This window comes from Streptomyces bullii, assembly GCF_042657145.1.
In the GTDB taxonomy this organism is placed as follows: domain Bacteria; phylum Actinomycetota; class Actinomycetes; order Streptomycetales; family Streptomycetaceae; genus Streptomyces; species Streptomyces bullii.
In genome coordinates, this window is sequence record NZ_JBHSNY010000004.1 from 355093 (window position 1) to 377579 (window position 22487).

The 22487-nt window shown below is 70.1% G+C and carries 44 protein-coding genes; 40 read left to right on the top strand and 4 right to left on the bottom strand.

All coding sequences use genetic code 11. The annotated features are described in order from the left end of the window. Positions 1-9: 9 nt before the first annotated feature. Positions 10-459, bottom strand: coding sequence for a hypothetical protein (locus tag ACFPZJ_RS12955; protein WP_381020711.1), 450 nt, complete (start codon positions 457-459; stop codon positions 10-12). 147 nt (positions 460-606) lie between these two features. After that, on the bottom strand, positions 607-1035 hold the full coding sequence (locus ACFPZJ_RS12960) for a hypothetical protein (protein ID WP_381020712.1): 429 nt from the start codon (positions 1033-1035) through the stop codon (positions 607-609). 543 nt (positions 1036-1578) lie between these two features. Here ACFPZJ_RS12960 and ACFPZJ_RS12965 point away from each other — a divergent pair. From ACFPZJ_RS12965 to ACFPZJ_RS13030, 14 genes are all read left to right on the top strand, one after another. After that, the gene (locus tag ACFPZJ_RS12965; RefSeq protein WP_381020715.1) at positions 1579-1803 is read left to right on the top strand and encodes a helix-turn-helix transcriptional regulator; all 225 of its coding nucleotides are present in this window, start codon (positions 1579-1581) and stop codon (positions 1801-1803) included. Positions 1804-1890: 87 nt separating this feature from the next. Beyond that, positions 1891-2295, top strand: coding sequence for a hypothetical protein (locus ACFPZJ_RS12970; protein WP_381020717.1), 405 nt, complete (start codon positions 1891-1893; stop codon positions 2293-2295). Then, positions 2292-2921 (top strand): hypothetical protein, encoded by a 630-nt coding sequence (locus tag ACFPZJ_RS12975; RefSeq protein ID WP_381020719.1) that lies wholly within the window; start codon positions 2292-2294, stop codon positions 2919-2921. Before ACFPZJ_RS12970 ends, ACFPZJ_RS12975 begins: the two co-directional genes overlap by 4 nt. Continuing rightward, positions 2918-3658, top strand: a complete 741-nt coding sequence (locus ACFPZJ_RS12980; protein WP_381020721.1) for a hypothetical protein — start codon at positions 2918-2920, stop codon at positions 3656-3658. Before ACFPZJ_RS12975 ends, ACFPZJ_RS12980 begins: the two co-directional genes overlap by 4 nt. Beyond that, complete coding sequence (locus tag ACFPZJ_RS12985) at positions 3655-4158, top strand: hypothetical protein (protein ID WP_381020722.1); 504 nt, start codon at positions 3655-3657, stop codon at positions 4156-4158. Before ACFPZJ_RS12980 ends, ACFPZJ_RS12985 begins: the two co-directional genes overlap by 4 nt. Before the next feature lie 3 nt (positions 4159-4161). Then, the gene (locus tag ACFPZJ_RS12990) at positions 4162-4554 is read left to right on the top strand and encodes a hypothetical protein (protein WP_381020724.1); all 393 of its coding nucleotides are present in this window, start codon (positions 4162-4164) and stop codon (positions 4552-4554) included. A 113-nt stretch (positions 4555-4667) separates the two neighbouring features. Then, positions 4668-5210: a hypothetical protein gene (locus ACFPZJ_RS12995; RefSeq protein ID WP_381020727.1), complete on the top strand. Its 543-nt coding sequence runs from the start codon at positions 4668-4670 to the stop codon at positions 5208-5210. A 124-nt stretch (positions 5211-5334) separates the two neighbouring features. After that, positions 5335-5745 carry a hypothetical protein gene (locus ACFPZJ_RS13000; protein WP_381020729.1) on the top strand — a complete coding sequence of 137 codons (411 nt, stop codon included), beginning with the start codon at positions 5335-5337 and terminating at the stop codon, positions 5743-5745. Next, positions 5742-6602, top strand: a complete 861-nt coding sequence (locus ACFPZJ_RS13005; RefSeq protein ID WP_381020732.1) for a PD-(D/E)XK nuclease-like domain-containing protein — start codon at positions 5742-5744, stop codon at positions 6600-6602. The genes ACFPZJ_RS13000 and ACFPZJ_RS13005 overlap by 4 nt, the downstream gene beginning before the upstream one ends. Then, on the top strand, positions 6599-7429 hold the full coding sequence (locus tag ACFPZJ_RS13010) for a hypothetical protein (protein ID WP_381020733.1): 831 nt from the start codon (positions 6599-6601) through the stop codon (positions 7427-7429). Before ACFPZJ_RS13005 ends, ACFPZJ_RS13010 begins: the two co-directional genes overlap by 4 nt. Before the next feature lie 63 nt (positions 7430-7492). Next, positions 7493-7858, top strand: coding sequence for a hypothetical protein (locus ACFPZJ_RS13015; RefSeq protein WP_381020736.1), 366 nt, complete (start codon positions 7493-7495; stop codon positions 7856-7858). Then, entirely contained in the window at positions 7858-8142 is a 285-nt protein-coding gene (locus ACFPZJ_RS13020) for a hypothetical protein (protein ID WP_381020739.1), read from the top strand. The genes ACFPZJ_RS13015 and ACFPZJ_RS13020 overlap by 1 nt, the downstream gene beginning before the upstream one ends. Then, the gene (locus ACFPZJ_RS13025) at positions 8142-9098 is read left to right on the top strand and encodes a hypothetical protein (RefSeq protein WP_381020742.1); all 957 of its coding nucleotides are present in this window, start codon (positions 8142-8144) and stop codon (positions 9096-9098) included. Before ACFPZJ_RS13020 ends, ACFPZJ_RS13025 begins: the two co-directional genes overlap by 1 nt. Further along, entirely contained in the window at positions 9095-9532 is a 438-nt protein-coding gene (locus tag ACFPZJ_RS13030) for a hypothetical protein (RefSeq protein WP_381020745.1), read from the top strand. The genes ACFPZJ_RS13025 and ACFPZJ_RS13030 overlap by 4 nt, the downstream gene beginning before the upstream one ends. 104 nt (positions 9533-9636) lie before the next feature. Here ACFPZJ_RS13030 and ACFPZJ_RS13035 read toward each other — a convergent pair whose 3' ends face one another. Beyond that, the gene (locus ACFPZJ_RS13035; RefSeq protein ID WP_381020748.1) at positions 9637-9957 is read right to left on the bottom strand and encodes a type II toxin-antitoxin system prevent-host-death family antitoxin; all 321 of its coding nucleotides are present in this window, start codon (positions 9955-9957) and stop codon (positions 9637-9639) included. A 153-nt stretch (positions 9958-10110) separates the two neighbouring features. On the opposite strand from ACFPZJ_RS13035, the gene ACFPZJ_RS13040 reads away from it, so the two are divergent. The 17 genes from ACFPZJ_RS13040 (at position 10111) to ACFPZJ_RS13120 (ending at position 18419) form a co-directional block, all read left to right on the top strand. Then, positions 10111-10971, top strand: coding sequence for a hypothetical protein (locus ACFPZJ_RS13040; protein ID WP_381020751.1), 861 nt, complete (start codon positions 10111-10113; stop codon positions 10969-10971). An 8-nt stretch (positions 10972-10979) separates the two neighbouring features. Further along, a complete protein-coding gene (locus tag ACFPZJ_RS13045; protein WP_381020753.1) occupies positions 10980-11765 on the top strand; it encodes an ATP-binding protein in 786 nt (261 codons plus the stop codon). Further along, positions 11762-12097, top strand: coding sequence for a hypothetical protein (locus ACFPZJ_RS13050; RefSeq protein WP_381020755.1), 336 nt, complete (start codon positions 11762-11764; stop codon positions 12095-12097). Before ACFPZJ_RS13045 ends, ACFPZJ_RS13050 begins: the two co-directional genes overlap by 4 nt. Positions 12098-12269: 172 nt before the next feature. Next, positions 12270-12548, top strand: a complete 279-nt coding sequence (locus tag ACFPZJ_RS13055; RefSeq protein ID WP_381020758.1) for a helix-turn-helix domain-containing protein — start codon at positions 12270-12272, stop codon at positions 12546-12548. A gap of 86 nt (positions 12549-12634) precedes the next feature. After that, the gene (locus ACFPZJ_RS13060; protein WP_381020761.1) at positions 12635-13153 is read left to right on the top strand and encodes a VUT family protein; all 519 of its coding nucleotides are present in this window, start codon (positions 12635-12637) and stop codon (positions 13151-13153) included. Next, on the top strand, positions 13150-14178 hold the full coding sequence (locus ACFPZJ_RS13065) for a deazapurine DNA modification protein DpdA family protein (protein ID WP_381020763.1): 1029 nt from the start codon (positions 13150-13152) through the stop codon (positions 14176-14178). The genes ACFPZJ_RS13060 and ACFPZJ_RS13065 overlap by 4 nt, the downstream gene beginning before the upstream one ends. 89 nt (positions 14179-14267) lie before the next feature. Next, positions 14268-15167: a hypothetical protein gene (locus tag ACFPZJ_RS13070; protein ID WP_381020765.1), complete on the top strand. Its 900-nt coding sequence runs from the start codon at positions 14268-14270 to the stop codon at positions 15165-15167. After that, complete coding sequence (locus ACFPZJ_RS13075) at positions 15164-15343, top strand: hypothetical protein (RefSeq protein WP_381020768.1); 180 nt, start codon at positions 15164-15166, stop codon at positions 15341-15343. The genes ACFPZJ_RS13070 and ACFPZJ_RS13075 overlap by 4 nt, the downstream gene beginning before the upstream one ends. After that, positions 15340-15546 (top strand): hypothetical protein, encoded by a 207-nt coding sequence (locus tag ACFPZJ_RS13080; protein ID WP_381020771.1) that lies wholly within the window; start codon positions 15340-15342, stop codon positions 15544-15546. Before ACFPZJ_RS13075 ends, ACFPZJ_RS13080 begins: the two co-directional genes overlap by 4 nt. After that, positions 15543-15785 carry a helix-turn-helix domain-containing protein gene (locus ACFPZJ_RS13085; protein WP_381020774.1) on the top strand — a complete coding sequence of 81 codons (243 nt, stop codon included), beginning with the start codon at positions 15543-15545 and terminating at the stop codon, positions 15783-15785. Before ACFPZJ_RS13080 ends, ACFPZJ_RS13085 begins: the two co-directional genes overlap by 4 nt. Further along, positions 15782-16216 (top strand): hypothetical protein, encoded by a 435-nt coding sequence (locus tag ACFPZJ_RS13090; RefSeq protein WP_381020776.1) that lies wholly within the window; start codon positions 15782-15784, stop codon positions 16214-16216. The genes ACFPZJ_RS13085 and ACFPZJ_RS13090 overlap by 4 nt, the downstream gene beginning before the upstream one ends. Further along, on the top strand, positions 16213-16554 hold the full coding sequence (locus ACFPZJ_RS13095; protein ID WP_381020777.1) for a hypothetical protein: 342 nt from the start codon (positions 16213-16215) through the stop codon (positions 16552-16554). The genes ACFPZJ_RS13090 and ACFPZJ_RS13095 overlap by 4 nt, the downstream gene beginning before the upstream one ends. Further along, positions 16551-16679 (top strand): hypothetical protein, encoded by a 129-nt coding sequence (locus ACFPZJ_RS13100; RefSeq protein WP_381020780.1) that lies wholly within the window; start codon positions 16551-16553, stop codon positions 16677-16679. The genes ACFPZJ_RS13095 and ACFPZJ_RS13100 overlap by 4 nt, the downstream gene beginning before the upstream one ends. Beyond that, on the top strand, positions 16676-17014 hold the full coding sequence (locus ACFPZJ_RS13105) for a hypothetical protein (RefSeq protein WP_381020782.1): 339 nt from the start codon (positions 16676-16678) through the stop codon (positions 17012-17014). Before ACFPZJ_RS13100 ends, ACFPZJ_RS13105 begins: the two co-directional genes overlap by 4 nt. Positions 17015-17047: 33 nt before the next feature. Continuing rightward, positions 17048-17599, top strand: a complete 552-nt coding sequence (locus ACFPZJ_RS13110) for an HNH endonuclease signature motif containing protein (RefSeq protein WP_381020784.1) — start codon at positions 17048-17050, stop codon at positions 17597-17599. Then, a complete protein-coding gene (locus ACFPZJ_RS13115; RefSeq protein ID WP_381020786.1) occupies positions 17599-18213 on the top strand; it encodes a hypothetical protein in 615 nt (204 codons plus the stop codon). The genes ACFPZJ_RS13110 and ACFPZJ_RS13115 overlap by 1 nt, the downstream gene beginning before the upstream one ends. Positions 18214-18242: 29 nt before the next feature. After that, complete coding sequence (locus ACFPZJ_RS13120; protein ID WP_381020787.1) at positions 18243-18419, top strand: hypothetical protein; 177 nt, start codon at positions 18243-18245, stop codon at positions 18417-18419. A 398-nt stretch (positions 18420-18817) separates the two neighbouring features. On the opposite strand, the gene ACFPZJ_RS13125 is transcribed toward ACFPZJ_RS13120, so the two are convergent. After that, positions 18818-19588: a GntR family transcriptional regulator gene (locus tag ACFPZJ_RS13125; RefSeq protein ID WP_381020790.1), complete on the bottom strand. Its 771-nt coding sequence runs from the start codon at positions 19586-19588 to the stop codon at positions 18818-18820. A 277-nt stretch (positions 19589-19865) separates the two neighbouring features. Between ACFPZJ_RS13125 and ACFPZJ_RS13130 the strand changes: the two genes are divergently transcribed. From ACFPZJ_RS13130 to ACFPZJ_RS13170, 9 genes are all read left to right on the top strand, one after another. Further along, positions 19866-20093 (top strand): helix-turn-helix domain-containing protein, encoded by a 228-nt coding sequence (locus ACFPZJ_RS13130; RefSeq protein WP_381020793.1) that lies wholly within the window; start codon positions 19866-19868, stop codon positions 20091-20093. Beyond that, positions 20090-20527, top strand: a complete 438-nt coding sequence (locus ACFPZJ_RS13135) for a DUF6907 domain-containing protein (protein ID WP_381020795.1) — start codon at positions 20090-20092, stop codon at positions 20525-20527. The genes ACFPZJ_RS13130 and ACFPZJ_RS13135 overlap by 4 nt, the downstream gene beginning before the upstream one ends. Further along, positions 20524-20784, top strand: a complete 261-nt coding sequence (locus ACFPZJ_RS13140) for a hypothetical protein (RefSeq protein ID WP_381020798.1) — start codon at positions 20524-20526, stop codon at positions 20782-20784. The genes ACFPZJ_RS13135 and ACFPZJ_RS13140 overlap by 4 nt, the downstream gene beginning before the upstream one ends. Next, positions 20781-20945, top strand: a complete 165-nt coding sequence (locus ACFPZJ_RS13145; protein ID WP_381020800.1) for a hypothetical protein — start codon at positions 20781-20783, stop codon at positions 20943-20945. Before ACFPZJ_RS13140 ends, ACFPZJ_RS13145 begins: the two co-directional genes overlap by 4 nt. Continuing rightward, positions 20942-21139 (top strand): hypothetical protein, encoded by a 198-nt coding sequence (locus tag ACFPZJ_RS13150; RefSeq protein WP_381020802.1) that lies wholly within the window; start codon positions 20942-20944, stop codon positions 21137-21139. Before ACFPZJ_RS13145 ends, ACFPZJ_RS13150 begins: the two co-directional genes overlap by 4 nt. 171 nt (positions 21140-21310) lie before the next feature. Continuing rightward, positions 21311-21535, top strand: coding sequence for a hypothetical protein (locus ACFPZJ_RS13155; RefSeq protein WP_381020804.1), 225 nt, complete (start codon positions 21311-21313; stop codon positions 21533-21535). Positions 21536-21683: 148 nt separating this feature from the next. Then, a complete protein-coding gene (locus ACFPZJ_RS13160; protein WP_381020806.1) occupies positions 21684-21875 on the top strand; it encodes a hypothetical protein in 192 nt (63 codons plus the stop codon). Between the two features lie 134 nt (positions 21876-22009). Then, positions 22010-22180 carry a hypothetical protein gene (locus tag ACFPZJ_RS13165; protein ID WP_381020807.1) on the top strand — a complete coding sequence of 57 codons (171 nt, stop codon included), beginning with the start codon at positions 22010-22012 and terminating at the stop codon, positions 22178-22180. A 99-nt stretch (positions 22181-22279) separates the two neighbouring features. Next, positions 22280-22480, top strand: a complete 201-nt coding sequence (locus ACFPZJ_RS13170; protein ID WP_381020809.1) for a hypothetical protein — start codon at positions 22280-22282, stop codon at positions 22478-22480. The last annotated feature ends 7 nt before the right edge of the window (positions 22481-22487 follow it).

A 22487-nucleotide genomic window follows, 5' to 3' on the forward strand; every position in this document is an offset into this window, starting at 1 on the left:
TGGTACGGCTCAGGCTGCGGCGCTGCCCGGGGTGTCCATCGTGATGATCTCACCCTGCCACAGCTGGAACCATTGCCCGCCGGCCAGGAAGCGCTCGGTGGCGGGGTTCAGGGCCCTGGCGAAGTCGTCTGCCGACGCATCGGGGCAGACGTGTACGCGGACTTCCCCGCGGCGCTCGCGGACCTGCACGCAGGCACGCAAGTCCACTTTGGGGTCAATGACGTACCGGACGCTGAGCGGGCTGTCCGGGGAGTCGGCGCAGATGATCCGTCCGCGCCAGATCTGGAACCAGCCGCAGTCGGCCAGGAAGTGTTCGAGCGCGGCGTTGAGGCCGCGGGTGATGTCTTCAATGTCAGCGTCGCGGCGGAGCTTGACGGCTATCCATCCGCGCCCCTCTTCCATCTGGACCAGGCAGCCGGGGGCGAGATCGTCGACGGTTTGGTATTCAACGCGCAGCATGCACCCTCCCGTGGTCGCGGTGCGCCTGAGGCGTGTTGGGCCGCAAGCGCACGGTTGTGGAAGGGTACGTCCCGTATGCAGACGGTGACAATCCGTTCAATGGAATGTCTACATAGGGACTTTTCGGTCACTTGGGCGCCCACCCCGCTAGTCCTCCTCCTTGCGGGCGCGCTCGTCGGCCTCGATCATCGCGCGCCAACGCCGCAGCTCAGACTCGGGCATCTCCTTCAAGTGGGACACGATGATGCGCACGTCATCGCCGTAGCCTGCCAGTTCGGTCGATTCGTATTCCAGCCACTGTTCAGCGGCGGCGGCCTTGACGCGGCGCAGGCTCACGCGGAGCGCGTTGGCGATGGCCTTGAGCTGCTTCGGGCTCGGGGCGTTGGCCGGCGGATTGGTGACGAGGCGCTGAAGGTAGGGCTTGGACAGCTTGGTGCCGGTCTCCCGGTCGACTGCCCGCTCGGACATCTTGGCGTAGGAGAGGCCGCGGTCGTTGGCCTCTTGGATGAGTCGGGAGAGTGCGCCTGGGTTGGGCTGGGCCGCGCCTTGGTCAGGGGCGGTGGCCGCTGCCGTCATGTCCTCTTCCTCTCGGGTCACTATCACACCGGCTGTCTCTGTGTGTGTCAGAAATCTTCGGGAAAGTACCAGCTCAGTCCGTACAACCATCCGGGATCCGAGACAGTTCGTCTACAGATGCATGCTATCTGGCCAAGAACACTGCCGATACTCGACTGCCAATCGTCTCCGATTTGTAGACGACTCGTCTCGACTGTGCTTAGCTATGTCAGGCAAACAGCTCCGCACCACACGGGGGAATCGTGAGCCGACGTCCAAACCGCCGCTGGACCCTTCGCAGCATCTCGGTCTTCAAGCACTACATGCAGTTCCCGGGCCGAGGGTGCCCCTACTCGGTACGCGAGCTGGCCAGGGAATCCGGGGTCAGCCGAGGGGTGATCGACAAGCTCCTGACTGGCAGGCAGGACGACGCGGACGTCGACGATGCGACAGCCCTCGCGGAGGCTGTCGGCAGTGCGATCTTTCCTCTTTTCGCGCCTCCTTCGTCTCCAGACACGATACGAACATCTCCGGAACAGACCCCCACGAGTGAGGAATAGCCCCATGCAGAAGAAGCTCAAGCCTCCGCCGAGCGGATGGCTGTGGAGTGCCGAAGCCGCCGACTACCTGGGCGTGTGCGTAACCACGCTCTACCGGTGGCGGCGAGACAACTACGGCCCGAAGGGCAAGCCCCACGGACGCCGCCGCTACATCTACAAGATCGCCGACCTCGACGCCTGGATGAACGGCGACAGGGAGCCGGCCGAGCGAGTCCTGACCGCTGCCTGAGCGGCAAGCAAAGAGGCCGCCCCGTTGGCCCGGAGCGACCTCGACGATCCCCATCCAGAGCACGCAACGAAAGGGACCGCCGTGTCCATGATCTCACCTCAGTCCCAGATGAAGCCGGTCGGCTACTACTGCGACCACTCCGACGAGCCGAACGACGCCCGCACTCACCACGACTGGGAGTTCGTCGAGGACGAGGGCTTCGTCTTCCAGCCCCGGCCCGAGACCACTTCGGCCTTCACTTACGCCGACCGGCCGTACTTGAAGCCGGAGGACAACGAGACGCGCTGCGCCCGCGCCGTCCCCCTCTACATGGGGCCGACTGTCGCCGCCGAGCTGGAGCGGCAGGCCGCCACCGCTCGTGTAGAGGCGATCGCGGACGTCGGTGACTGGCTGGACGAGAACGGCCAGAAGGACGCCGCGCACCTCGTCTACACCGTCGACATTCCGGCAGCCCGCAACATGCGTGTCGTCCGTCAGGGCGGTGCGGCATGACCGACTACGCCGAGATCGCTGCCCGCTTCGCCCGTGACACGGCGGGCCACCAGATGACGGTGCTGCACGACGACGGCCTCTACCGACACCTGCGGTTCGCGTCGCCGGACGGCGGCGGCTACCGATTCGACCTGATCACGTGGCCGCACAAGCTGACGTTCGTCGGCGAGGTCGGCACCTACGTCTTCTCCGTCTACCCGACGGAGGACATGCTCCGGCTGTTCCGCGACTCGTCGGTCGGCGACCGCCCGAACTTCGGCTACTGGCACGAGAAGCTCGTCGCCTGGGGTGAGCCCGCCATCCAGTTCTCGAACGACCTCTTCGACCGCAAGGTGGCGGAGGAACTGGCGAAGGCCGAGGAGTTCTATCCCGGCGTCACCACTGCCTGGCGCGAGCAAACCGAGGGTTTCCTCGCCGCATACAGCATGGAGACCGAAGAGGAGGCCCGCGAGGCTCTGGCCGCCTTCGAATACCTGCCCGAGGGGCAGTGGGGCGAGGCGTGGCGCTTCCGCTACACGAGCGAGTGGAAGTTCGACGACTACGACTGGCGCTACCTCTGGTGCTGCCACGCGGTCGTGTGGGGTATTGCCCAGTACGACGCCGCCCGGAAGCAGGTGGCCGCGTGAACGCCGACGAGTTCAACGCCCGCTACCCGGTCGGCACCCCGGTGCTCGCCTACCCGGGCTTTCGGCCGGAGGACGCATCTGACGCCCGCCGACTCGTCACCCGCACCCGCACGAAGGCTCAGCTGTCTGCCAGCGGCGACCCCGTCGTCTGGGTCGAGGGCGAGGGCTCCTACATCTGCCTCACCCACGTCGACCCGGTGTCGGAGAGCGTGTGGCAGGCGGCCAAGCAGGCTGAGGAGACGGCCGCCGCTGTGGCTACCCCGTCCGCGCTGCCGGTGCCGGTCGGCGACCAGCCCCAGCCGCTCGACGACGCGCGACTCGCGGAGATCCGCAGCCTGCTGCGGTACGAGACGTCGATCTCGTTCCACAGTGCCCGCGCCAAGGAGTCGATGCTCCTGCTGCTCTCCGAGGTCGAGCAGTGGCGGGCCACCTACGGCGCCGACGCACTCCCTGGAGCACTGAAGCAGCTCCGCGACGCCGAGACCGAGGTCCACCGCCTCAAGGCGGAACTGGCCGCTGAGAAGTCCGCCCACCGCTTCACCCTGCGGCAGCGCAACAACCGCTCCAACCGGATCACGCACCTGCGGGACTTGGCGAACGCCGCCGCCACGGGCGGAACCGCAGACGTACAGGCACTCATCGACGCCGCCCGCGACACCCTCGCCGCCTCCGTCGACGACCACAAGGCGTGCACCGCCGCCCCCACCACCGACCGCGCCGAGGAGGCAGCGTCGTGACCGCACCCGTCCTGGAGGCCCTCCCCTCCCGGCCCCGCAAAGCGTCCGCCTCACGACGCCGCAGGCACCAGCACCAACTGCCCTGGCGCCTCCACCAGATCGCCCCCGGCGCGACCACCATCCTCGTCACGCCCATCTGGACCGACGCCACCGGCACCACCGAACGCACCTACCTCGCCCGCGCCCTCGACGCCCGAGGCCAGGTCATCAAGTTCGCGGCAGGCGGCTCCCGCCGTATCGCCTCCCTGCTGCAGGGCGCCTACCCGTGCGCCGACTGGAACCGGCCCCAGACCTGGCACGCCGAGACCAACACCCTCACCGTCCGCCGGCCCATGTCGAACGCCGAACTGCGGGCCGCCATCCGGCGGCTCGGCGAACGCGAGGCCCTGCTCAGTGCCGAGCTCGCCTTCCAGCGCGAACGCAACTTCGAACTCACCACCGCCCGCGACTTCGCCGACACCGAAGCCGCCGGCTACATCGACCGCAGCTTCCTGGAGTAGACCGTGACCGGACGCCACCGCTGGACGAAAGCCGGACTGCAGCACGACAACACCAAGCTGCGTGAGCTGCTGCGCGCCGAGCAGACCAAGTCCGCACGGCTCGCCGACGAACTGGCCCTGCAGCGGCGCGACCGCCGCCTGGAGAAAGCACAGGCCGCGCAGCAGCACCAGACGGACACCCGCGAGATCGCCCGCCTCAAGGCCGCCCTGAAGGCGTGGGAAGCCCGATGGGCCAACGCCCACCCGATCAGCGTGCCCGCCCCGCGGGACCTGCGGACGGGCGACGACCAGCCCACCGTGCCGCACGGCATCCGCGCCGTCCACCCGGTCGTCCCGATCACGGAACGCCAGGCCGCACCCGACGCCACCAACCCGGCGAACATCCCCGCCGCCTGACCCGCCGCCCCGCCGGAAGACACCGGCCGGCCCGGGGCGGCCGCACAAGAAGAACCCCCGCCCGATGGAAGCGAGCGGGGATCCACCACCAACGATCCCACAAGGAGATTCCCGTGATCGGTGAAGTCACCGAGTACTCGATGGTCATCCACGGCGAGCAGCGGTACACCGTTCCCGACGCCATCCAGGCCGCACCTGGACTGTTCGTCTTCCGAATGCCCGCCGACCAGTCGATTAACTGCGCAGCCCGCTGGCGCATTGGCCACCACGGCGGACTCGCCATCGCCGAAGCCATGCGCCGCGAGGACGCGTTCAAGGGCGTCGAGATCCTCGTCCAGTCCGGCATCGACTGGACCCAGGACACCGAAACCATCCAGGACACCATCAAGGGCGACACCGTCAGCGACCTCACCGCCAAGCTCTCCTGGGCCTGGTGCGAGTCCCCTGGCAGCAGCTACATGCCGGGCGACGTCACCCGCAACGGCACGTACACCGACGCCGACATCGAGGCGGCGGCGGCCGAGTACAAGGCCGACCAACTCAACGCCCTGGAGATCCTCACCGCGATGACCCACACGGTGCCGTGGATGGGCCTTGACACAGAGGACTTCAACGAGGCCCACAACCGGATCGTCGAACTCGCCGACGCCGCCTGATCCACAACCCCATACGGCCGCGTCGAGCGACACCCCCAGCGCTCCGCGGCACCAGGGCCAGCTCCCCGAAGCACCCCCCGCCCGGGGAGCTGGCCCCCACCCAGCACACCCATTTGGAGACCACATGAGCACCAGCAGCCTCTTCGGGCCCGACCGTAAGCGGGTCGGCTACGAAGACCAGGAGTGGGCCGTCTGGGTCCTTGGCCTCGACGACATCCACCAGAAGGACAGCCTCGCTGAAGCCTTGGAGATGGCCAACGAACTGAACGCCACCTTCGCCGAACTCCGCATGCGGGACAGCAGCGAGTTCTCACCTGTCCTGCACGCCGTCGTCCTGCGCCGCGGCTACGCCTGGACGCAGGCCACCGAGCACGCCCGCAAGCTCGACTGTGGCCACCCCGACTGCGGGCCCTGCTCATTCGACCGCGCCATCCCGATCCGCTGCACCCGCTGCAAGGACGAGGATGGCCCGTTCACCGACGACGGACTGTGCGAGCCGTGCGCCCGCCCGATGCCCCTGGACGGCGTCGCATGACCGCCGCGGTCGAGGTGGAGGCGCCGAAGGTCGTCGACGGCCTGTCGGCCGACGAGTACCACGCCGACCGGAGCTCGATCTCCTCGTCCGGACTGCGTGCTCTGCTGCCGCCCGGCTGCCCCGCCCAGTTCAAGCACGACCGCGACAACCCTCCAGCGCCCAAGCGCGAGTTCGACCTCGGACACGCCGTGCACACGGAAGTCCTCGGCGAGGGCCCCGAACTGGAGGTGCTGCCCTTCGACAGCTACCTGACCAAACCGGCGAAGCAGGCCCGCGACGAGGCCCGGGAGATGGGCGCCGTGCCACTGCTCCGCCACGAGTGGGAGCAGGTGCGGGCGATGGCCGACGCCGTCCGCTCCCACCCCGTGGCCGGGCCGCTCTTCAAGCCCGGCAGCGGCATCGCCGAACGGTCCATCTACTGGACCGACCAGGCGACCGGGGTCCGCTGCCGAATACGCCCGGACTGGCTGAAGCCCGCCGGAGAAGGCCGCCTCATCGTCGTCGACCTCAAGACGGCGAAAGCGGTCGACCCGGCCGCACTGCAGCGGGCCGTGTACGAGCACGGCTACCACGCGCAGGCCGCGTTCTACCTCAAGGGCGTCAAGGCGCTCGGCCTGCACGGCGCCCAGGAACCGGCGTTCATCTTCGTCTTCCAGTCCAAGACGCCGCCCTACCTGGTGCACCTGGTCGAGCTCGACTTCCCCGCCCTCACACTCGGCGCCGCCCGCAACGAGCGCGCCCTGCGGATCTACGCCGAGTGCGAGCGCACCGGCAACTGGCCCGGCTTCAACGACCGCATCACCTACCTGCCTCTGCCCGCCTGGGCCGAGAAGCGCGATCAAGAGGAGTACTCGTGAACCAGCCCGTCCCCATCCCTTCCACCACCGCGCCGGCCCGTATCGGGCAGGGCACCGCGGTCGAGCAGTCCCGCGCCGCCGCCGAAGTGCAGGCCGCGGTCGTAGTCGCCCAGCAGTGCCCCCGCAACATCCAGGCCGCCGTCGCCGAGATGCGCGAGTCCTGCAAGCAGCAGGGCCTCGCCGAACGCGCCTTCTTCCGCTACAGCCGCGGCGGCTCCACCGTCACCGGCGCCTCCGTCCACCTCGCCCGTGAGCTCGCCCGCGTCTGGGGCAACGTCCAGTACGGGCTGGTGGAGATGCGCCGCGACGACGACTACGGCCAGTCCGAGATGCAGGCCTTCGCCTGGGACGTCCAGACCAACTCCCGCAACAGCTCGACGTTCATCGTCCCGCACCGCCGCGACACCAAGAGCGGCACCAAGCAGCTCACCGACATGCGGGACATCTACGAGAACAACGCCAACAACGGCGCCCGCCGCGTCCGCGAGGCCATCTTCGCGATCCTGCCGCCCTGGTTCGTCGAAGAGGCCAAGGAGCTCTGCAACCAGACGCTGCGGGACGGCGGCGGCAAGCCCCTCGCCCAGCGCATCGCCGACGCCATCAAGACGTTCGAGGGCATCGGCGTCACCGCGGACCGCATCGAGAACCGCCTGGACCGGCCGTCGACGAAGTGGACCGAGCACGACGTCGCCCAGCTGATCGTCATCTACAAGTCGATCCAGCGCGGCGAGGTCACGGCCGAGGAAGAGTTCCCGGCCCCGCGGGTGAGCACCGACGAACTGACCGGCGGCAAGGCAGACAAGCCGGCCGCCGTCCCCTCCGAGTAGCCGCTGAGGCGCCGCCCGCGCCCGAATCGCGGGCGGCCTCCTCGAACACCAGGAGACCACACGATGACACAGCTCCAGTTCCCGATCGTGCCGCAGGGCACCGTGTCCCCGGCCGCCGGTGAGGCAGCCAAGCAGGACGGCATCGCCCGCGCCACCGCGAACACCCCGCCCGACTGGGCGACCGCTTGCCGCGCCGCGATAGAGCTCATGGCCCGCCGCGGCCAGCCGTTCCAGGCCGCCGACCTCATCGCCGAAGGCCTCGTCGACGAACCCGACAGCCCCGCCCGCTGGGGCGCCGCGTTCATGGCCGCCGCGAAGGCCGGGGTCATCGAGCACGCCGGCGTCGTCCCCTCCCGTCGCGCCACCGTCCACCGCTCCCTGTGCCGCCAGTGGACCGGCACCGCCAGCTTCCGGGCGGCGGTGGCCTGATGGACGCCTTCAATGACCTCAACTACGGCGCGCTGTACCCGCTCGCCGTCGCCGCCGGGGCAGTCGCGATCGGCCTGTGGGGCGCCTTCCACTGCGCCTGCCGCGCCATCGCCGCCTACCGCAGCGGCGACCAGCGCACCCGCAACGACCAAGCCGCCGCCCAACGCCAGCTCCGCGTCGACCCGCCCGCCATCGACACCCAGCCCGGCCGCGACAACGACCTGCTGCTCGACGCCGCACTCGCCTACTACGGGCCCGCCCACAACACCCGGAAGGAGGACTGATGGCCACCAAGCCCCTGCCCGCACACGGCACCTACGCACGCGCCAACGGCTGCCCGGGATACCGCGAGCCCTGCAAATGCGAACCCTGCCTGAATGCCCGCCGCGCCGGGAAGAAGCGGCAGCGCGTCAACCGGCAGCTCGGCCGGATCCCCTACCGGGACGCCTCACGAGCCCGCGCCCGGCTCCGCGAGCTGAACCAGACCATGGGATGGGTGGCCATCGCGGCTGCCGTCGACAGCTCGCCGGCCCACATGCGGCAGATCGCCAGCGGGCGCATCCCGAAGATCAAGCACGCCACCCACGCCAAGATCATGGCAGTGAAGCCGGAACCGTCCGGCGGCCAGTACATCGACGCAACCGGCAGCGTCCGCCACTGCCGCGCCCTCCAAGCCCTCGGCCACACCGCCGAGACCATCGCCACCGCAGCAGGCAGCGCCCGCAGCAGGATCGTCATCGTCATCAGCGGCCAGCAGCGCATCCGACGCAGCCTCGCCATGAAGATCGAGGTGGCCTATCGGGCACTGGCCGAGAAAGAGGGCACCTCCACCCGGTCACGAAACCGAGCCCACCGCGAAGGCTGGGCCCCGCCCGGCGCCTGGGACGACGACACCATCGACGACCCGAACGCGCACCCCGAGTGGACCGGGCACTGCGGCACCGACCGCGGCTGGTGGCTCCACAGCATCAACGACATCCCCGTCTGCCCGCCCTGCGAGACAGCCCACCAGCAGTGGAAGGCCGAGCGCGCCCACCTCAGCCACAAGGAACGCTGGGCCGAACTCGGCCGGGCCCGGGCCGCCGCCTCCAACCGCGGCGCCACCATCGCCGCCGACGCCCGCGAACTCCTCTCCTACGGCGTCCCCGTCGAGCAGGCCGCCGCCCGCCTCGGCGTCACCCGCAACCACCTCCAGCAGGAACTCCTCCGGCACCCCGAGGACATGGAGGTAGCGGCGTGAACGGAACCCGCATCGGAGCCGGCGCGCGCGAGCGCCTCTACGCCTCCACTACCGACACCTTCGACGAGACCGCCGACCTCGACTACATCGCCATCGAGTACGCCCTCAACGGCGAACCCGTGAAACTCACCCGCGCCGAGAAGATCCACACCGCGCGCATCCTCCACAGCCGCGGCCTCAGCGACAAAGCCATCGGCGAGCGGGTCGGAACCGGCGCAAGCACCGTCCGCGGCTGGCGGGAGAACGGCTGGAAGCCCGGCGACACGCACCCCAAGACCCGCAGCCGAGCGCCCCGGCCCGAGCCCGTCTGCGGCGAGCCCCGCATGTACCGGCGGCACCTCAAGAACGGCGAGCGACCCTGCGACGCCTGCCGGGCCGCCAACGCCGCCGCCGACCGCCGCTATCGGCTCACCGGCAGCCAGAAAGCCGCATGACCGCGGGCCGCCGGCCGCGCGACCGGCCCTGAGACGCAGCACCGACAAACCGCACGACAAAGGCCCCGCGATTGCGGGGCCAGGAGGAGAGGAGGGGACGGATGTCAGTCGTCGTCGATCCCCAGCGCGTACCTCATGTCGCGCGTAGCGCCGGCCAGCGCCTCGCGGATAGCGTGCGCCTTGCCGTGTGCGTCCGCCTTGGCGTTGCCGGCTGGCTCCTCCGCTCGCCTCTCCAGCGCCTCGATCAGCGCGCGGTCGCGCAGGGCCTGCTCGTAGAAGGGGTGGCTGACGATGACCGCCGCCTCCTTGCCGCGGTTCACCAGAATCGTCGGCTCATTGGCGTAGCGGGCGCGCGAGATGACCTCACCGAGGACGTTACGGGCTTCGGCGATCTTGGCGCGGTGCTCGGTGGGGGGCGCGGTCATGGGACCAGCGTAGCGGATTTGCTACACAGCACACCACAGCGAACTCGCTTTCTTAGCTATCATAGCTACGAGCGCGATCGGGTGATCGTGCCGCCCTAGGGGGCCGCTCCGCCCTGCCATCAGCCAAGCCGCACCCCTGAGAGAAGAGAGCCCGTGGGAATCCGCCTGTTCGTCGAGGTCCTGGACTACGCGCCAGACACGCTGACCTGGCGCGAGCGGCACGCCCTGAGCGTCCTGGCCGAGAACGCCAACGACGAGACCAGGGAGTGCTGGCCCGGCATCGAAGACGACCCGACCATTGCTCGCCGCATGCGCCTGCCCGGCCGCTCCAGCCGCTACGAAGTGCTCAAGGCGCTCCGGCTGAAGAAGGCCCTTGAGGGCGTGTCTGCCGGCCACCGCGGGCGCCGAGCCGTCTACCGCATCCCCGAGATGGGACCCGCAAAGGGTCCGGGATTCCCGGACCCAATCGCCGAGAAAGGGTCCGGGGACTCCGGACAGAGCGTCCGGGGTTCCCGGACCCAATCCGACGCAAAGGGTCCGGAGAACCCGGACCCTTCTGAGGAGAAAGGGTCCGGGAACGACCCCGAAAGGGTCCGGGAACCACATGAAAAGGGTCCGGGAACCCCGGACCCCTACTCCTCATACCCCTCAACCCCTCAAGAAGAAGAAGCTTCTACGGTCGCGCCGATCGACATGAAGCTCTTCGGCGAGTTCTGGCTGAGCTACCCCAAGAGCCGCAACAAGGACGCCACCCTCACCGCCTGGCGCGCAGCCATCGCCAACGGCGCCGACCCGCGACAGATCATCGCCGCCGCCGTCGCCTACGCCCGCGAGAAGCAAGGCGAGGACTTCCGCTACGTGAAGTACTCCGTCAACTGGCTCCGCGAACGCCGCTACGACGACGACTACGCCCCCGAGCCCGCCGGCCGACCTCAGCTCCGCGCCGTCTCCGGCGGCTGGCAGCCCTTCAAGAACCCCGAGAACCACGACGTCTACGACGAACCCCTCATCTAAGGAGCCCCATGTCCGACAAGTGGATCCCGCCCAGCCAGCAGCGCCGCGGACTCGACCTCGCCGCCCTCGGCGTACCGCCCGGCCGCTACGTCCACCCCGACGTCACCGACTTCCTGGTCGCCCCCGGCGGCAGCCGTGAAGGCGCCACCCGCATCGACGCCTACCTCCGGCACGAAGCCGACCTCGACAACCTCCAGCCCGCAGAAGTCGAGTTCGTCCGCCGCCACTTCCTCAAGTGCGCCGAAGAGCAGCGGCAGAAGTGCATCGCGCACTTCGAGAGCAAGGTTCCCCGCCGCTACTCCTCGGCCCGCCCCACGGCGATCGCCTCCGCCTGGGCGCAGTCCGTCGTCACCAACCCCGACGACACGCGCTCCCTGCTGATCGTTGGCCCCACCGGCACCGGCAAAACCCACTACGCCTACGCGGTGCTCCGGGCCATTGCCGAGACCGGCCGCACGACCGGCTGGGCCGCCTACACGGCCGCCGACCTGTACGCCGCGCTCCGGCCCCGCACCGGCCGCGACAGTGAAGCCACCTTCGAGACGATCGCCGACACCGACGTCCTGTTCGTCGACGACCTCGGCGCCGCCAAGCTCACCGAGTGGACCGAAGAGGTCACCTACCGGCTGATCAATCACCGCTATGAGCAGTGCCGGCCCGGCATCTTCACCAGCAACGTCCCCCCGACGCAGCTGCGTGATGCGCTCGGCGAACGCATCGCCTCCCGCCTCACCGAGATGTGCGAGCGCGTCGCCCTCAAGGGCGACGACCGCCGGAAGGGGATGGCGGCATGAGCGAGCCACTCACCTTCGCCGACGCCCGCACCCTCGTTCAGCAGGGCGACATCGGGCGGTTTATCAAGCACCACATGGCCGAAGCCCAGCGAGCCGCCGCCTACCGCCGCGGCCTCGTCCTCCGCTACCCGGACCTCGCCGCGAAACTCACGCAGCCGCCCATCAACCGCAGCGCGCCCGAGATGTGGAACGGCTTCATCCCGCCCGCCACCGACTGCACCGGCGCCATGAACACCGCCCCCTGTCGGCCCGCACTGCTTGCCCTCGTTGCGGAAGCCGAACGCCGGCTGCGCCAGCCCCAGGAGACCACAGCCCTCAAGGAGGCGGCGTGACCCGCATCAGGCTGATCACGCGTCGCGGAACACGCCGCAGTTGGGCCCGCACGGTCGCCTGCTGCCCCACCTGCCAAGTCACGCCCGGCGTGCCCTGCCATCGCAACGGCATAGCCCTCCCCGACGGAGCCATCCACGCCGCTCGCTACCAGGAAGCCGAAAGGACTGCCGCATGAAGGTCCGTGCCGACATCGCCGCCCTCATTCGCGAGGGCCACACCAACGCCTCCATCGCCCACCGCCTTCACTGCCACCCCACCACCGTGGCCCGGGCCCGGCAGGCACTCCGCCTCCCGCCGGCCGACCAGTTGGGCCGCCTCTACCTGGAAGCCGTGCCCACAGGCCGCGTCAAGGACTACCAGCCGCCCGCTGGCTGGATGCCCCTGTCCCCCGACCAGCAACGCGCCAACCGCGAACGGCTCCTCGCCGCACTCCGCGACGAAGCCGCCTGAGCCCGCCCGGGTGCGTGGCCGTGTGGCACGGCCGCGACCAGCCCAACACCGCCCGCCTGCCAGCACCGAACCGAAGGAGACCTCCGTTGACCCGCATTACCCGCCGGACCGCCGCCCTGGGTGTGGCGTACCTGGCGACCATTCCCGCCGCGAACCTGGCCGTCGCCCACCTCGGCGCCCAGCCGGTCGGCTTCGGCTACCTGGCCCCGGCCGGCGTGTACTTCATTGGCCTGGCCCTGGTCCTGCGGGATCTGCTGCGTGAGGCCGCCGGGCGCGGCGCCGTGCTGGCGGCGATCCTCGCCGGTGCCGCCCTGTCGTGGTGGCTGGCCGACCCCGCACTCGCCCTGGCGTCGACCGCGGCGTTCGCGGTGGCCGAGTCGCTCGACTTCGCCGTGTACGAGCCGCTCCGTAAGCGCGGCCTGCTCACCGCGATGCTCGCCTCAAACGCGGCCGGCCTGCTCGCCGACAGCCTGATCTTCCTGTGGCTGGCGTTCGGCTCGCTCGCCTACCTGCCGGGCCAACTGCTCGGCAAGGCGTGGATGACCGTTGCTGCCGTCGCCGTCATCGCCGTGCTGCGGCGCCGCGCCCAGGCGGTGGCGGTGTGACCATCGCACCCGAGCGGTCCATGCTCGCCGCCTGCGACTGCAGCGGACTCCTCGCCCTGTGCGGGCACTGCGCCTGCGACCGGTGCGAAGACTGCGGCGAATGCACCGGCGGGACGTGCGTCTGCGAGTGCATGCGGGTGGAGCGCCGAGCCCTGGCCGCCCTCGCTGACCGGATGCCGGTGTTCTACCTGACCACCCACATGAGCAACTGGCTGAGGACCAGCCGCATATCGCTCATGGTCCACCGCGGACGCCTCAAGGACTACAAGACCCTGCCGACAGCCCTGGCGCCGTGGGTGCATGACTCGCAGGGCTTCACCGAACTGCAGCGCCACGGCCGCCACCGCGCCGCGCCCGAGGAGTTCGTGCACGACGTGCGCCGGTTCTACACCGGCATCGGAAACCTGGTCTGGTCCTCGCCGCAGGATTGGATGTGCGAACCCTGGGTGATCACCGGGCAGAACTGGCACCTGCCGCCCACCCACCCGAAGTACTTCCACGGCACCCGAGAAGCCCGCGGCCTGCCCCCCGCCTCCCAGCCCGGCGAGAACGAGCAGCCCTTCGACGACGCCGTGCGCTTCCACCAGGAACGCACCGTCGAGAACTACCTGGAGCTCAAGCGGCTCGCACCCGACCTGCCGTTCATCCCCGTCCTGCAGGGCTGGGAACTCAAGCACTACGACGCCTGCGCGCAGCTGTACGCGGACGCCGGCATCGACCTGCGAGCCGAACCTGTCGTCGGCTTGGGATCCGTCTGCCGACGGCAGGCCACCGACGAGATCCGGGAAATCGTCGAGGAGTTCGCCGGCCGCGGCCTGCGCCTCCACGGCTTCGGCGTGAAGACCAAAGGTCTCAGCTCCTACGCCCACCACCTGGCGTCCGCCGACAGCGCCGCCTGGTCCATGGACGCCCGCCGCAAGCCGCCGCTGCCCGGCCACACGCACAAGAACTGCGCCAACTGCCCGGACTTCGCCTACGCCTGGCACCAGCGCATCGTCGCCCAGCACCTCACCCCCGCCGCATGACCACGCAGCAGCCCGGGCGCGCCACTAACGCGCCCGGGCCTGGCCGCCAACCTACCGCCCCACCCGCAGACGAACCCACCGGAGACACCATGACCCAGCCGCCCGCCGTCCCCTGCAACGCCGCTCAACTCCACCGATTCGGCGACCTGCAGTCCGCTCACGGCCCGCACGAGTGGATCGTCCAGCCCGGCATGGACCCCGTCCGCTGCCCCGGTGCTGGCGAGGAGCCCGCCGACCCCGTCGCGCTCCGCGACCGCATCGCCGAGGTGCTCGCCGACGCCCTCAAGCCGCGCTATGGCGGCCCGCAGCACAACACCCCTGGCGGGTTGCCGCTCACCGCGACGGCCGAGGAGATCCGTCTTCACCGCGCGCAGCCGCTCGCCGATGCGGTGCTGGCGGTGCTGCCCGCGCCGGTGGACCGGGCCGCCGCGCCAGTCAAGCAGCGCGCCGACTGCACCGAGCTGGAGTGGGCCGAGCAGGAACGCGCCCGCTTCGAGCGGCTCTACACCCGCGAGTCCACACGCGCCGACCTGGCCGAGGCGCGCGCCAACAATGCTGCGCGCGACGTCGACATCTACCGCAAGCGCCTCGAACGACTCGGCGAGGGATACACCGAGCAGCGCCAGCGCGCCGATCGGGCGGAGACCGAAGCGGAACGACTGCGCACCGACCGGTCTGCCGTCTGCATCTGCGGACACACGGAGGCGCAGCACTTCGAAGACGTCTGCCTCGCGTGCGACTGCGGCGACTACCTGACGCCAGGGGCCGCGCGCGAGGTGATCGCCCGCTGGCGGGAGGCAGCGACCCGGAAGGACGCCGCGCCGGTGGACCGGGCCGCCGTCCTGAACGAAGCCGCCGACGTGGCCGAGCGCGTAGCCATCAAGCGACACGAGCAGCACGAAGTCGAGCGCGAGCAGGGCGCCCTCGACGTGATGACCCAGCTGCGACGGATGGCCGTCGAGGCGCAGCAGGACGGGGCCCCGTCGTGACCCGCCCGCCGCTGCGCTGGCAGCCCGACGACGGCAGTGCCGCGATCCTCGCCGCCTACGCCCGCCGCGGTGAACGCCCCGGGCAGGTGCTCCGCCGCGCCCTGCTGCTCCTCGCCCGCGCCGACGGGATCCTCGACATCCGCAGCAGGGTGCCGCGGCCCGGGAGGCGGCCGTGACCGACCCCCTGCACACCGCGCTCGCCGCCGCGTTCGCCCCGCACGGCATCACCGACCCGGCCGCCATCACCGCCGCCGCCGAGGCTGCCGTGGCCGTCCTCGGCCGGGACCGGTGTACCTGCCGCGGCACCGTCCACGACGAACACCACCACACGGCCGTCGACGGCTGCCCCTGGTGCGCCCAGCGAAGGGAGGGGGCGTGAAGACGCTGACCGCACGGCAGCGGCAGGTGCTGCTGCTCGCCGCCAACGGCAACACGAACGCGGCGATCGCCAACTGGCTGGGCGTCACCCGGCATTCGGTCGCCGAGATCCTCACCGCCGCCTACCGCCGGCTCGGCGCCTCCGACCGGGCGCAGGCCGTCGCGATCGCCCTCGCGGTGGGGGAGCTCGGCGTGCACCAGATCCACATCCCGAACGAGCAACGAGAGGCCGCAGCATGACGACCCGATCGGACCCCAACCCCGCCGAGGCGCCCCAGGAGGCCCCAGAAGGCCGTCAGAGCGCCTCGCAGCCCCCGAGTGGGCACCGAGAGGCCCCGGAGGGGCAGAACGGGCCGCAGGCGGGCGCTGAGAGCCTCGATGCGGCCGACCTCCGGCAGCAAGCCGAGCGGTGGCGGCACAAGGCCATCCGCCGAGCCATCCACATCAGCAAGCTGACCGGCACCCTCCAGGCCGTCACCGACCTCGCCAGCGAAGAGATCACCGCCCGCACCGAATGGGGCGACGGCTACCGGGCGGCCATCGCCGACCTGCGCGAGGTGCTCCGCGAATTCGGCCACCCGACCGCCCACAACGACGGCCCCAGCGTCGCCGAATGCGCCGCCAACGACCGCGCCTACTGGGAACGCAAGGACGCAGGGGAGGGGCAGTGAGCGACCGCACCGAACTCGACCTGTGCCCCGACTGCGGAGGCCTCCGCATCACCGAACTCACCAGCATCGGCACCGTCGGCATCAGCCTCGACGGCGGCCCCGATCAGCCTGCCGAACTGTGGATCGGACTCACGCCCACCCCATGCGATCACGCGCCAGCCTGGTCTCAGCCGCAGTACACCATCAAGGTCACCGAACTGCCCGTCGATCTGCCGCGCGAACTCGCCATCGACTGGGGGCTCATCGACCCCGACACGCCACCCGGGCCCACGCCCATCCAGCGGGCCCTCGACATCCTCGCCCCGCACCTCGCCTGGGACCCGAGGTACCGCCCATGACCTGGCCCGTGCTCGCCGCCGCGTTCGCCCTCGCCGCCATCGCCGCGCCGTGCCTCCGCTGGCACGACCGGCGGACGCGGAGGCGGCGCGCCGCGGCCAGGCGCAACCGACAGGAGAACCCGTGAGCTACGACATCGCCCTCTACCTGCAAGTCGACACCGGCGGCCCCGAGCCTGTCGACTACTGCGCCGCCGACATCGGCAACTACACGTCCAACGTCTCCGGCATGTGGGTCGACGCCCTCGGCTACCGGCTCGCCGACCTCCAAGGCAAGACCGCCGGCGACTGCGTCGACGACCTCAAGCGGGCCGTCGCCGACATGGAGAACCGGTCCGACCACTACCGGGCCATGAACCCACCCAACGGCTGGGGCAACTACGAAGGCGCCCTCGACTACCTGCGTCAACTGATGACCGCCTGCTGCGCCCACCCCAAAGCCGAAATCCACATCAGCCACTGAACGCCCGCACCGCCCCGCACCAAGGAGCCCGCCGTGAACCTCGACGACGCACCCGCCCCGGCCTGCACGGTCGAAGGCTGCTCGAATCATCAGGACGCCAGAGGTTGGTGCTCAACTCACTGGCGCCGATGGCGTCTGTATGGCGACCCGCTGGCCCTCAAGCCGAAGAAGACGATCAAAGAGAAGATCATGGACCGCGTAGCGAAGGACGCTGCCAGCGACTGCTGGATCTGGAAGGGCATTCGCAACAACAAGGGTTACGGGCGTCTCTACATCGGCGAAACGGGACGGCAAGAACTTGCCCACCGCATCTCCTACGAGCAGTTCGTGGGACCCATACCGGCGGACCGGGTTATCGACCACAAGTGCAGGAATCGGGCATGCGTCAACCCCGAGCACTTGGAACCGGTGGAGTTCGCCGAGAACGTGCGCCGTGGCGACGCCGTAAAGACTCAGTGTCCGCAAGGCCACCCCTATGACGAGGCCAATACCGGCAAGGGCAACAAGGGATCCAAGCGGTGTCTCGCCTGCCACCGCGAGCGGCAGCGTGAGTACTACCACCGCACCAAGAACGGAGCAGCGTGATGTACCTCGACGACGCACCCGAGTCCGCCCCCTGCGCCGTGTGTGACAAGCCCGCCCGCGAACGCGTCCACCGCGGCTGCCGCCAGCACATGGCCGACGCCCTGGACGAACTCCCCGGGCTGTACCGGCAGCTCGCCGACGCGCTGCTGCCCACCCGGCGCGGCGACGGGCTCGCCGTCTCCGGCACCCCCGGCCGCGGCCTCCCCGGCGGCGACGCCCTCGACCTCCGGGCCCGCGGCGGCATCGAAGGCGTCGTCGGCGGCTGGGCCCGCGACCTCTGCGAGCGCGAACGGTGGGAGATCCCCCAGTGCCAGTCGGTGCAGGCCGTCGTCGACTGGGCATGCACCACCCTCGCCCTCAACCTCGGCATGATCTGCGACGAGCACCCGGCGGTGAAGGAGATCGCCGCCGAACTCGCCAAGACCGTCGGCCAGGCCCGCCGCATCGTCACCGGCGAGAAGCCGCCCCGGCGGATAGGCGTCGCCTGCACCTGCGGCCACGTCCTGCGCGTCACCCTCGACACCGCAGGCGTCCGCTGCCCCGCCTGCTCGACGCAGTACGGGCACAGCGAGGCGCTCCAGCTGCCACTCGCCGAACGGCGTAGCGCGGCGTGACGACCAGCCCGGGCCGGCGTTGAGCGGGCATGCCTGAACTCGACAGCGAAGTGATCTACGACCACCTGCCGGACGGAACCATCTTGGATCCGATGCCGTTCGATGACGCCAGGAAGCTCGTCGAACTCCTGCGTGAACGGATGACCCCCGAGACCTTCGAGCTCTTGGTCGCGGAGCTCGTTGCTCACGGCGAACAGCGCGCATGACGAAGGGCCCGACCGCGGGATGCGGTCGGGCCCTTTCGCATGTCCGCCTACGCCGCCTCTTCGATCACCGGCGGCTTCTTCCCGGCGAGCACCTGCCTTACCCAGCCATCCGACAACCCGAGCGCAGCTGCTAGTTGCGGCACCGGCACACCCCGCCGGTACGCCGCCCGTAGTGCCGAGTTGCGCCGATGCTGCCACCGGTCCCGCGCCGGACCACTCGCCACCGTTCGGTGCAGCAGCACCGCCGCAGCCATCAGTAACCGGCCCGCCGTGTCGTCCCACCTACGCGCCATCCAGTCCCCCTGTCGTGGTCTCGACACCCCGCTGACAGACCACGGTCAGGGGAGTGCGGCAGTCCCGCAAGAGCGCGAAGCAGGCGCACAGGACGATTGCTCGACTCAGGCTTCGGAGGGCTGGAATGGCGGAATGGGGATCGTGTAGCTCAGCGTGTACCGGTCGGCGGCCACGACGATGTCGCACGTCTCCACTGGCCGCTCGTCGACGTAGTACGTCCGCGTGATCGTAATGACCGGCACCCCCGGCGCGATCTCCAACTGCTCGATCTCGTAGGGCCGTGGCGCGCGAGCGTTGACGTCCTCAGTGACGTGGGTGATGTGCTGTCCGATCGCGTCCATGCGGGGGACGACGCCCGTAACCGGACCACCCTCAGGCTGCTCAACTGGCGTGCCGGCAATCAGGGCGTGGGGCTCGTAGGAGGTAGAGAGCATGACCGGTTCGTCGTCTGCAAAGAACCGGTAAGTCGTCCGCACCACGTCATCGCCGGGTCCGATTGCCAGCCTCTCAGCGATCGCCTTCGTTGCTGCGGTGCGACGCGACTGCCATTCCCATTCTGACCTTCGCCCCTCGGCTTCCGCGGCACGCTTCATCGGTGAGCTGGTCGGCCTCTTGCCGTAGAGGTCGACAGAAAGCCGCTTGCGCATGGGCTGCTGCTCGCGGACGAACATGCCTTTGCCGCGATGCGTGGTTACGAGGCCCTCGCTGACGAGTGCTTGGACCGCGTTCCGGATGACGATGCGGGACACGCCGTACTCCGCCATCAGGTCAGCCTCAGTCGGCAGCTTGTCCCCGGCCTGGAGGTCGCCGTCAAGGATGCGCTGGCGGATGTCGCTGGCGATCTGCTGGTAGGCCGGCTTCGGCTGAGCTGCCACGGGGTCCCTTCTTTCGTCTATTGGTCACAACAAGTGAACCACGCCGCTGACCAGCGCTTCCATAACCGTTTGCGTGACGATCCGCTCACGGGCTTGCACGGGAGTCATAGTTGTCATAACTTCTTTGGTGTCGGCAGGTTCTGCGGAAGACGCAGGTTCTGCTGTGCCCTCTACAACGTCAAAGGCCCCAGCGGGGTGATCTCGGTGCTGCGAACACCGAGCCCGCTAGGGCCAACGCATCAGAGATTGGGTCTCCGAGATGCACGAAGAGCTTACCGTGCCTGCGGCACAGCAGGCATCCGACAACCCGCCCCTGCGGGTAAAGGTCATCGCCGACGCCCTCCGCGTCGACACGACCACCGTCTACCGCGAGATCGCGGCCGGCCGCCTCGCCTCCTACCGAGTCGGCTCCGGACGCGGCACCATCCGCGTCCCCCGCTCCGCCTTCACCCAGTACCTCGCCGACCGCGGAATCCCGACGAGCGAGCTGGCGGTGGCGCTGTGAACACCAACGTCGCCACCTTCCCGGCGTCCAAGCCGGGTCACCGTCTCGTCCCCGCCCTGATCGGCACCCGCAAGTCCGCACGTGTCGCCCCGATCGAGTGCCCGTCGTGGTGCGTGGAAGACCATCTCGCGAGCCCGATGCAGTTCGAGGACATCATCCACACGTCGGCGTCCGAGGACGTGGGCATCTCCTCGTTCCTGAAGCCGGACGGCTCCCTGCTCATGTACGCGATGCTGCAGGTCGACCCGGCGTCGGACGACCAGCGGCTACGCCAGGCGCACATCGGCATCGAGGCCGGCGACATGCCGGAGTACCACACGCCGGAGATGGCCGAGGCGTTCGCCGACGACCTGATCGCGTTCGCCCTGCAGCTTCGCGGCCTGGCTCGCACTGCCCGTCTGCACAACCAGCATGCGGCGGAGGTGGCGGCATGAGCGCCCCCACCGCCCCGCTTCCGCTGGCCGCCGCCGAGGCGCTGGCCGGCGTCGAGTCCCACTTCCCCCTGATCCGTGCCGTCGCCCAGTACGAGACGGCCGCCGAGCACGCGGTGCAGCTGGCGGCGCTGGCCGAGGCCGGCCGCATGACGGATCTCGACGCGGACTCCCTGGCGGCTGCCGAGGACGTGATGGCCGCCGCACGGGCGACGCTCGCCCAGGCCGGCCGCCTGGATCTGATCGGGGTCGAGTCGTGACCGCCCGCGAGGTCCTCGACCACTTCCCCGCCGGGCATCCGCGCGGCTCTCGTCCGGCGGAGGAGCGTGCGGCGGAGCTGACCACCTCCGGCACTCCGGCCACCGTCCGTATGGACCTGCCGTCCGACCGGTTCCTCGTCGTCCGTGAGGGTGAGTCGTGAGTGCCGAGCGGGAGCGGCTGGAGCAGCTGCGGGCGAAGGCCGACGAGGTTCTGACCCCGTGGCCGGGCTGGGACGGCGAAGCGCCGTACCTGGAGCTGGTGGCGATCGACCCCGTCACTCGCACCCGGATCGGGCACCGGTTCGTGCCCGTCACCACCGGCCGGCACCTGCGGGTCGTGCGGGAGGTGTCGTGACCGACGCCGAGCGCGAGGCCCTGCGCCAGAAGGTCGCCGAAGCGAACCACCGAAGCAAGTCCCGGCCCAAGTAGGCCCCTGATCCGCCGCGGTGGCGGTGTCCACCCCCGTCCCGCCGCCGCGGCTTCCCACCCCCGCCCCATCCCCACTACCCGAAAGGGCTGACCACCCATGTCTCCGTTCATCTCCGATGCCGACCTTGCCCGCACCGAGCTGGGGCAGCGTGTCCGCTCCACGACGACGATCGCCGACCTTTTCGGTGACGAGCTGGACCGGGCGCTGCGCCGGGAGACCATCTACGCGGTGCCGCTCGCCGAGCGCACCACGTGCCCGATCCACCTGGACTGGGTGACGGGCTGCGTCGACCTGCACATCGACTACCCGGCCGCGGCGTGATGTGGGCGCTGCTGGTGGCGATCGTCGTCGTAGGAGCCGCGATGGCAGTCGTAGGAGCCGCCCGTCGGGAGCTGCTGTCGAAGCAGGAGTCGCCGTCGCCTCGCTGCGGCTGCGCGCCGTGCTGCCGCCCCTGCCAAAGGGGGTGTGCGTGATGGCCGCCGCCCCGCCGCAGTGCACGGCCACGTTGAACGTCGAGGGCCGCCGCCTCGTGCGCTGCACTCTCCCGCCCGGCCCGCACGACGACCCGCAGCTCGGCGCCTATCACCAGGCGCCGTCCGAATACCCCGGCGGCCTCACGCTCTGGCTCGACACCGCCACCGGAGCCACCCCAGCCGCCTGACCCCGCCGACTGCCGGGCGCGGAAACCCCTGCCGCGCCCGGCACCAAGCCCCGGCATCCACGCCGTGAGGGCGCCCGATCGACTCGGGCCCGGGGCGCGCACCACACCCAGTCACCTATCCGAGAGGAGCCCTGATGGGCCTGTTCAGTAAGAACGAGACCGGTAAGCCCTGCCAGGCCTGCGGGAACGCCACCACCCCGGACGACCCGGCGGTGCGGCTGAAGGACACCGGCACGCGCGTCCATGAGAGCCACGTCACCAACCCGAAGTCGGGCCTCTTCGGCAGGCCGACCAAGCGCCGCTGACCCACCCAGCCCCGGTCCCGGCGTGATGCTGCCGGATCGACTCCGGCCCGGGGCGCCGACCAGACCCCCACCATCCGTTCCGACCCCGAAGAGGTCGTCATGTCCCGTCGTGTCCTGCTGTGGTCGCTGCTCGCAGCGTTCCTGATCGTCGTCGGCCTGTGGCCTGCGGCTGCCACGCCGATCGGCCTCGCCGCCGCTGGTGCGGCTGTGATCGTCGGCCTGATCCCGGGGCCGGTGCTCGCCCTGGCTGCTGTTGCCGTGTGGCTGAAGCACCGGCCCGCCCCCACCTCCACCGCCTGATCTGCTG

Bases quoted from the DNA above. Each gene is read 5' to 3' on its own strand.
- ACFPZJ_RS12955 (WP_381020711.1), bottom strand. From the start codon at position 459: ATGCTGCGCGTTGAATACCAAACCGTCGACGATCTCGCCCCCGGCTGC.
- ACFPZJ_RS13025 (WP_381020742.1), top strand. From the start codon at position 8,142: ATGGCCACCAAGCCCCTGCCCGCACACGGCACCTACGCACGCGCCAAC.
- ACFPZJ_RS13000 (WP_381020729.1), top strand. From the start codon at position 5,335: ATGAGCACCAGCAGCCTCTTCGGGCCCGACCGTAAGCGGGTCGGCTAC.
- ACFPZJ_RS13090 (WP_381020776.1), top strand. From the start codon at position 15,782: ATGACGACCCGATCGGACCCCAACCCCGCCGAGGCGCCCCAGGAGGCC.
- ACFPZJ_RS13050 (WP_381020755.1), top strand. From the start codon at position 11,762: ATGAGCGAGCCACTCACCTTCGCCGACGCCCGCACCCTCGTTCAGCAG.
- ACFPZJ_RS13115 (WP_381020786.1), top strand. From the start codon at position 17,599: ATGTACCTCGACGACGCACCCGAGTCCGCCCCCTGCGCCGTGTGTGAC.
- ACFPZJ_RS12960 (WP_381020712.1), bottom strand. From the start codon at position 1,035: ATGACGGCAGCGGCCACCGCCCCTGACCAAGGCGCGGCCCAGCCCAAC.
- ACFPZJ_RS13035 (WP_381020748.1), bottom strand. From the start codon at position 9,957: ATGACCGCGCCCCCCACCGAGCACCGCGCCAAGATCGCCGAAGCCCGT.
- ACFPZJ_RS13070 (WP_381020765.1), top strand. From the start codon at position 14,268: ATGACCCAGCCGCCCGCCGTCCCCTGCAACGCCGCTCAACTCCACCGA.
- ACFPZJ_RS13055 (WP_381020758.1), top strand. From the start codon at position 12,270: ATGAAGGTCCGTGCCGACATCGCCGCCCTCATTCGCGAGGGCCACACC.
- ACFPZJ_RS13165 (WP_381020807.1), top strand. From the start codon at position 22,010: ATGGGCCTGTTCAGTAAGAACGAGACCGGTAAGCCCTGCCAGGCCTGC.
- ACFPZJ_RS13120 (WP_381020787.1), top strand. From the start codon at position 18,243: ATGCCTGAACTCGACAGCGAAGTGATCTACGACCACCTGCCGGACGGA.
- ACFPZJ_RS13170 (WP_381020809.1), top strand. From the start codon at position 22,280: ATGTCCCGTCGTGTCCTGCTGTGGTCGCTGCTCGCAGCGTTCCTGATC.
- ACFPZJ_RS13100 (WP_381020780.1), top strand. From the start codon at position 16,551: ATGACCTGGCCCGTGCTCGCCGCCGCGTTCGCCCTCGCCGCCATCGCC.
- ACFPZJ_RS13140 (WP_381020798.1), top strand. From the start codon at position 20,524: ATGAGCGCCCCCACCGCCCCGCTTCCGCTGGCCGCCGCCGAGGCGCTG.
- ACFPZJ_RS13020 (WP_381020739.1), top strand. From the start codon at position 7,858: ATGGACGCCTTCAATGACCTCAACTACGGCGCGCTGTACCCGCTCGCC.
- ACFPZJ_RS12970 (WP_381020717.1), top strand. From the start codon at position 1,891: ATGATCTCACCTCAGTCCCAGATGAAGCCGGTCGGCTACTACTGCGAC.
- ACFPZJ_RS13155 (WP_381020804.1), top strand. From the start codon at position 21,311: ATGTCTCCGTTCATCTCCGATGCCGACCTTGCCCGCACCGAGCTGGGG.
- ACFPZJ_RS13015 (WP_381020736.1), top strand. From the start codon at position 7,493: ATGACACAGCTCCAGTTCCCGATCGTGCCGCAGGGCACCGTGTCCCCG.
- ACFPZJ_RS13005 (WP_381020732.1), top strand. From the start codon at position 5,742: ATGACCGCCGCGGTCGAGGTGGAGGCGCCGAAGGTCGTCGACGGCCTG.
- ACFPZJ_RS13045 (WP_381020753.1), top strand. From the start codon at position 10,980: ATGTCCGACAAGTGGATCCCGCCCAGCCAGCAGCGCCGCGGACTCGAC.
- ACFPZJ_RS12965 (WP_381020715.1), top strand. From the start codon at position 1,579: ATGCAGAAGAAGCTCAAGCCTCCGCCGAGCGGATGGCTGTGGAGTGCC.
- ACFPZJ_RS12975 (WP_381020719.1), top strand. From the start codon at position 2,292: ATGACCGACTACGCCGAGATCGCTGCCCGCTTCGCCCGTGACACGGCG.